Below are 5,828 nucleotides of genomic sequence, written 5' to 3' on the forward strand. Positions count from 1 at the left end.
CGCTGCACGCCCGCGTCTACGCGAGGTCGTAGTTCCGTAGTTCCGTAAGTCCGTGAATCAGTATTTGAGGGAGCGATCGGCGGGAACTGCACTTCTACGCTCCGCGATCACGTCGAGTCAGCCCGGACCGGTTCTTTGGGTGCGAAAGTCCGTAGATCCGCAGATCCGTAAAAGCGGAATGGGTGAACGGGAACTGCACCGGCGGCGGCCGCGATCGTGCAAGGCGTCGTGCAGGGTCGCCAACGTTCGGCCAGGCGCGCTGGCCTGCGACGGGGCGAGGCGGAGAGGCGTTGATGCAACGCCAACACTCCGTGTATACGGGTTTACGGAAACACGGAAAGCCGTTTTTCCGCGTGTCAGTCCATCAGTAGATGCTGAAGTCCGCGTACGCTGACCTCCGTAGATCCACTAGTACGCACCTTGCAGCTCGTGCGACTCAGCTTGCACACCCGCAAGATTCGGGATCTACCAGTGCAAATCCATGCGGACACACGGAAATACGGAAATACGCAGGAGCGGACATGCGGAAGTGGGAGACATGCTTGTCATCACAACACTGAACCTCAAAGGCGGTTCCTCGAAAACCACGTCAGCCGCCTTCATCCTCCACGCACTCCATGAATCGGGGCTCAAAGTCCTCGGCGTTGACGCAGACGGAGAGAACGAGTCACTTCTGCAGTGGGGGAGTCTCGGCGAATGGCCTTTCCCGGTCATCGGCATGGCCGTCCCGAACTTGCACAGGCAGCTTCCGGGTATCGCGAACGGCAAGTACGACGCTGTAGTCATCGACACGCCACCGATGAAGGAGCAGCGAAGCATCGTGCTCTCGGCTGCACGACTTGCAACACACGTCGTCTGCCCGATGGCCCCGACACCGATCGAGTACAACCGTCTTCCCGCGGTACGACAATTGCTTGCGGACGTCGCCGAACTTCGGGACGGGGACGCCCCTGCCTTTGCAGTCCTGTTCACCCGAACTGTCTCGAATGCGGCCTCGACAGAGGTGTACCGAGAAATGGTCACCGAAGACGGTGACTACGTACTCAAGCCAACTGTCGGCCGTCTCGAGCGCTACTCCCAGGCCTTCGGGATGACGATCGAGAACGCACTCAACTCGGCCTACGGGGATGCGGTGATCGAGCTCCTCGACCTCGACGCGCAGAAGGAGATCGCATGACATCCGCAGCAGACAGAATCCGCGCCAGTGCCGAGCGCGCGCGAAGGCCAGTGGCGGCGCAACCCCAACCGGAGGAGGAGCAAGAGCCAGTAGTGGCCGCCCCAGCGGCGAGGGTGCATGAAGACAAGCCCCGCAAGGCTGCCGTCCGTGCGGTCCCTGTCATCGCTCCCCGGCAGAAGGACATCCGCAAAAACGTCGACCTCTCGCCCGATCAGAATGACCGGCTGGGGGACTGGCAGCGCGCCGCAGCAAGAGAACTCGGCGTAGCCCGAGTGACGGCCCAGGACGTGCTTGTTGCACTCGTGGAAAAACTCCTTGCAGATCCCGACCTGAGCGAGCAAATCAAGAAAGACCTGCACAACACCCGCTTCTAGCTGCAACTCCGTACATCCGTAAACACGAGGATCCGTAAACGCTGATATGAGGAAGTCCCGTCGGCGCGCACCGACGGGACCCCTTCGACCGGGCACACCCCTAGGAAGGACAACCCGATCATGATCGACGATAGCTTGCAGTCGGCACGCCGCCGGCTCAACTCGAAGTCAGCCGCGTTGCTTGCAATCACTGCAATGACGTTGGCTCTTGCAGCCCTTGTCTTCACACTCTCGTTCGACGCTCAAAGACAGCTCATCCTCGAGATCGGCGTCAAACCTGAATTCGCCTGGATGGCGCCGGTCGCACTCGACATCACGACCACTGCCGCACTACTTGGACTGACCGTCCTGGCCGACGACGAGGAGTACCACTCGGCCCGTGTCTACTGCCGAGCGTTCGCCGTCGCCACCGTGCTGTTGAGCGTTGCAGGCAATGGATACCATGCCTTTGGGCTCGCCAATGTCCGGCTTGCCCAGACCGCTGCGGGAATGGACGTCGGATACGACCCGCAGCCCGCGAAGGTCGCCGCCTTCATTGCGACGATCGCGCCCCTTCTGTTCTTGGCGCTGATGCACCTTTTCACGATCATGTTGCGTGCAATCGTGAACGAGCGTGCACGCTACCTCCGTGTTGTCTCCGAACACTTGCAGCGAGAGAAGGACAGCGCGGAACGAAGCACAGTCGTTGACGAGCAGTCACACGCTCCGACCGATGTACTCCTCGACGGCTACAACGAACTGGCTGCACCGAATTTGGAACCGCAGCCAACGATTGCACCCACTGCCTACTCCTTCGGTCCTGACGAGGAGGCCAGCGAACTGCGTGCACCCAGTCACGAGGAGTTCGCCACCGTCACTGCATCCGAACTGGAGCCGGTGCACGACCTCTACGCCGCCGCGGCAACCACCCGCAACGGATACGAGCAGACCGAATCAGGCTTGCAGGCCTTCCTGGTGAGCTGCAATCTCCGTCCGCAGGAGAAGGAAGTTGCGGCATTGCTCCTCGAGCGGCCGGATCTGACCTACGCGCAGGTTGCAGGGATGCTCCCGGACGAACCGGTCGAGTCCACCGTTTGCAGGCGGTGGCACCGGTTCAAGGACGCTGCAATGGACGAAGGCTTCGATATTCCACCCCTGCCTCGGATCCCGTTCACTGCTGCAACTGCTGCCGACACGGAGGAGTTCTCGGACAACCGCGAACTCCTCCCGGTCTAGGAACAGCGCAGACAGTCGACGAACGATGAGGGACCGGGCGGGCGGCGAACGAGAACTGTCTGGCGTCGCTCGCTCCGACCGCCCCACGACGTCACGTGATGAAACGACCCGGCAGCGAGTGGGTGGTCAGCTATCGTCCGCCGCGAGTGTTAGGTACCCGTCGAATATGTCGCCCGCGTCCTTCCTGCTCACAGCGAAGGGGCGGTGATCGAGGTGTCCGACGAGATGCTCGCCGCTCGCGATTGGGTGATCGAGCAACTCCGCTTCCCGCAGCGCGCGCCTCGCACAACGGCCGTCATCGCTTGGCACCACGTCTCTGCAACAACACAGTCGGCGGTAGCCGGCCTCTCGAACGCGATCCTCGACGCGAACGAGCTCGTTGCACAGCCGAGCTGGTGGTTCAGCCTCACCGGACGGCCTCGCGGATACCCGCAACTGACAACCAGGCAGCGTGCAGAGCTTCAACAAGCGCATACAGCTTTGCACTGGCCGTTGCGCGAGGAGGGGCCCGAGATTCGCCTCGTTGCAGTCGTAGAGGACGTTGTTGCACGCCTCGTTTCCCACCCCGCGTGGGCGCACCCGCTACTCGACGGCCCCCGAACCATCCTCGAATTCACCATCGAATTACAGATGATCACGGCCGCGGCGCACGACCTATTCAGGCTTCGCGCGAACACCCCAACGGCCCCGGTCAACGACGGAACCGACAACCTCGCCAGAGCACGCGCCGAATGGGAACGACGCCAGGTAGTCGCTGCGAAGGCGGAAGCCGGTCTCATCGACCGAGGTGCAGCACTCCGTGCCTACGAAGACGCGCTGACACCTATCGCAACGAGCCTCCACAACCTCCGCGCCATCACCGAGATGGCCACCGGGGGAGCCGACGTCGACCAGCTCTACGAAGGCATCGTCGGCGCCGAGTACGCCGTCGAGCGGACCTCCGCGCTACGCAACGACATCGACGACATCCGCGCAGCCCTCGATGCCCAGGTCACCTACCTCGACAGTCTCATCGGACCACACCGGAATGCCTGAGTGAACTAATGCGTGCATGCGTTCGTTCCAGAAGACGGTGCTGCCGCGACACCGCTCCGCGCTGACTTGCCCCCTATGCCAGCTGGTGGCGCCGCTCAGTGGTCGGCGGGGGAGGTGGGTGCGTTCCGTCGTGCCTTCTCGCGGGCGAGGTACTTGTACAGGCCTGGCTGGCTGAGATTGAAACGCTTCGTCAGCTCTGCGACGGAATGCCCCGCGTTGTGCAGGTCGTAGAGTTCCGACTGTTGTGCAGCGTTGAGGAGTGGTTTGCGGCCGGCGAAACCGCCTGCAGCCTTACGGCGCGCATTGCCCTCCATCGTGCGCAGACGAATAAGGCCGGACTCGAACTCGGCAAAGGTAGTGGACAACATCGCGAACACCGTTCGCCCGATAGGCTCCCGCGGGTCGTGGACCGCGCCGTCGAACATCAACAGCACATCGCGGGCCTGGAGATCGGTGGCGATCGCGCTGAGATCGGCAACCGAACGGGCCAGTCGATCCAACGAGGTGACGACCAGGGTGTCCTGCGCTGACAAGGCCGACAAGGCCGCGGTTAACGCTGGTCGAGGCCTCTCCGTGCCTGTCAGCCCGTGATCTACATGAATGGAGTCATCGGCCACGCCTAACACTCGCAGCTGATCGCGCTGGCCCTGTTCGTCGTCCGTGGACGACGAACAGCGTGCGTACCCGATCAACATACCCACATCGTATTCTACGAATAGACCTCTCCACGTAATACCAGGAGGTCAAGGGTGGAAATTGCTGGGACTTCCCGCTGAGCACTCACCGTTCCGAAGCACCGGCGAGTTTGCGAGCGAAGGCCGCGGGCGCGGGGGATTGAGCGATGCCCCGATCTGAGCAAGATCGGGGACATCCTTCACCGGAGGGAGGATCGCCCATCCCTCAAGGAGGACCCATACTGACATGCCCTGAGGCGCGGGGTGATCGGAGGGCGCGGCTGCGTTCGCATCAATCGAGAAAGTTCAGCGGCAAGAAGATGATGTGAATGCTGTCGCACGGCCATGGTTGGCGGCACTTGACGCAGTCCGAACCCACTGACTCGTCAGAGGTGATGTGAGCATCGAAGCCCTTCTGCAGAACCCGGGCGTGGACTCCAAGTTGCATCGGGTCAAACGGAGCCGCCATACCCCCGCTCAGCCTGGATAAATGCAATTCTGACCGGGCGATGTGGGCATGGGCGAGGATCGGCGATCCTGTCGTGTCTCACGTACTGGGCAACTAATCGCCATACCGGGCGATGTGCTGCCCTGGACTGAACGGCAATGAAGATGCCAATACGCTTAGATGCGTCCTCAACACCGAGCCGACAATAGGGTATCGACCGTCGCTCGGCGGTGTCACAACTCCGTACAGATCCCCTGAGGGAGTAACCAGACCATATGTACCAAGCTTTGCGGAAGCGCGATATACATCGACTTCGGCGGAGCCTTCATATGAGTCGATCGCGCTCGCGACGACCTCCTCGAACTCGGTAGCTGACATCAAATAGTCGTTCCGATGGTCGAATCCTTTTCCTATCGGCGTGAATTCGAGCAAAGACCACCTAATCACCCTCCTATAAGGCGTCAATAGGCGTCCAATATCGGATATGCAGCTGGCATTCTGGCGGCTTACGACAGTTCTCACGATCATCGGCCGGTTTACCCGTTCATGAAAATCTAGAGCGCTGATAACCGCATTGAAGTTGCCTCGTGTCGATCGGAAATTGTCGTGCCGATCGGCAGTGCTCCCATCGAGCGAAATGCCTGTAAGGGAAACCTTTCCGCCGCGGATCCGATCCTTCAAATCTTCGCTGAACCTTTGGAAGTTAGACTGCAATTCGACTGATAGACCGATGGAGTCGGCGAAGTCGATCAGGGCAGAAATGTCATGTCTAAGACTGGGGTCCCCACCAGCGAAGACGAACCTCTCGATACCTGCGTACTTACAGATTCCGATCAAGCGAACTGCTTCAGGTCAAGTCCAGGGAGGTGGTGTACGACGTCGTCGCGTGACTCCTCGTCGGGTAA

5 protein-coding genes are annotated in these 5,828 nt (G+C 61.0%); 4 read left to right on the top strand and 1 reads right to left on the bottom strand.

Translation table 11 applies throughout. The annotated features are described in order from the left end of the window. Positions 1-481 precede the first annotated feature (481 nt). The 4 genes from QM806_RS33940 (at position 482) to QM806_RS33955 (ending at position 3,801) form a co-directional block, all read left to right on the top strand. Positions 482-1,177, top strand: a complete 696-nt coding sequence (locus tag QM806_RS33940) for an AAA family ATPase (protein WP_283294277.1) — start codon at positions 482-484, stop codon at positions 1,175-1,177. Further along, a complete protein-coding gene (locus tag QM806_RS33945) occupies positions 1,174-1,551 on the top strand; it encodes a hypothetical protein (protein WP_283294279.1) in 378 nt (125 codons plus the stop codon). Before QM806_RS33940 ends, QM806_RS33945 begins: the two co-directional genes overlap by 4 nt. Positions 1,552-1,671: 120 nt before the next feature. Beyond that, entirely contained in the window at positions 1,672-2,766 is a 1,095-nt protein-coding gene (locus tag QM806_RS33950; RefSeq protein ID WP_283294281.1) for a hypothetical protein, read from the top strand. 204 nt (positions 2,767-2,970) lie between these two features. Next, positions 2,971-3,801: a hypothetical protein gene (locus tag QM806_RS33955; RefSeq protein WP_283294283.1), complete on the top strand. Its 831-nt coding sequence runs from the start codon at positions 2,971-2,973 to the stop codon at positions 3,799-3,801. Positions 3,802-3,896: 95 nt separating this feature from the next. On the opposite strand, the gene QM806_RS33960 is transcribed toward QM806_RS33955, so the two are convergent. Beyond that, positions 3,897-4,496, bottom strand: coding sequence for a recombinase family protein (locus tag QM806_RS33960; RefSeq protein WP_283294284.1), 600 nt, complete (start codon positions 4,494-4,496; stop codon positions 3,897-3,899). Between the last annotated feature and the right edge of the window lie 1,332 nt (positions 4,497-5,828).

It is taken from the genome of Rhodococcus sp. IEGM 1351 (genome assembly GCF_030056875.1).
Classification (GTDB): Bacteria; Actinomycetota; Actinomycetes; order Mycobacteriales; family Mycobacteriaceae; genus Rhodococcus_F; species Rhodococcus_F opacus.

Excerpts from the sequence above, each read along its gene's own strand:
- QM806_RS33940 (WP_283294277.1), top strand. The coding sequence starts at position 482 with ATGCGGACACACGGAAATACGGAAATACGCAGGAGCGGACATGCGGAA.
- QM806_RS33945 (WP_283294279.1), top strand. The coding sequence starts at position 1,174 with ATGACATCCGCAGCAGACAGAATCCGCGCCAGTGCCGAGCGCGCGCGA.
- QM806_RS33950 (WP_283294281.1), top strand. The coding sequence starts at position 1,672 with ATGATCGACGATAGCTTGCAGTCGGCACGCCGCCGGCTCAACTCGAAG.
- QM806_RS33960 (WP_283294284.1), bottom strand. The coding sequence starts at position 4,496 with ATGTTGATCGGGTACGCACGCTGTTCGTCGTCCACGGACGACGAACAG.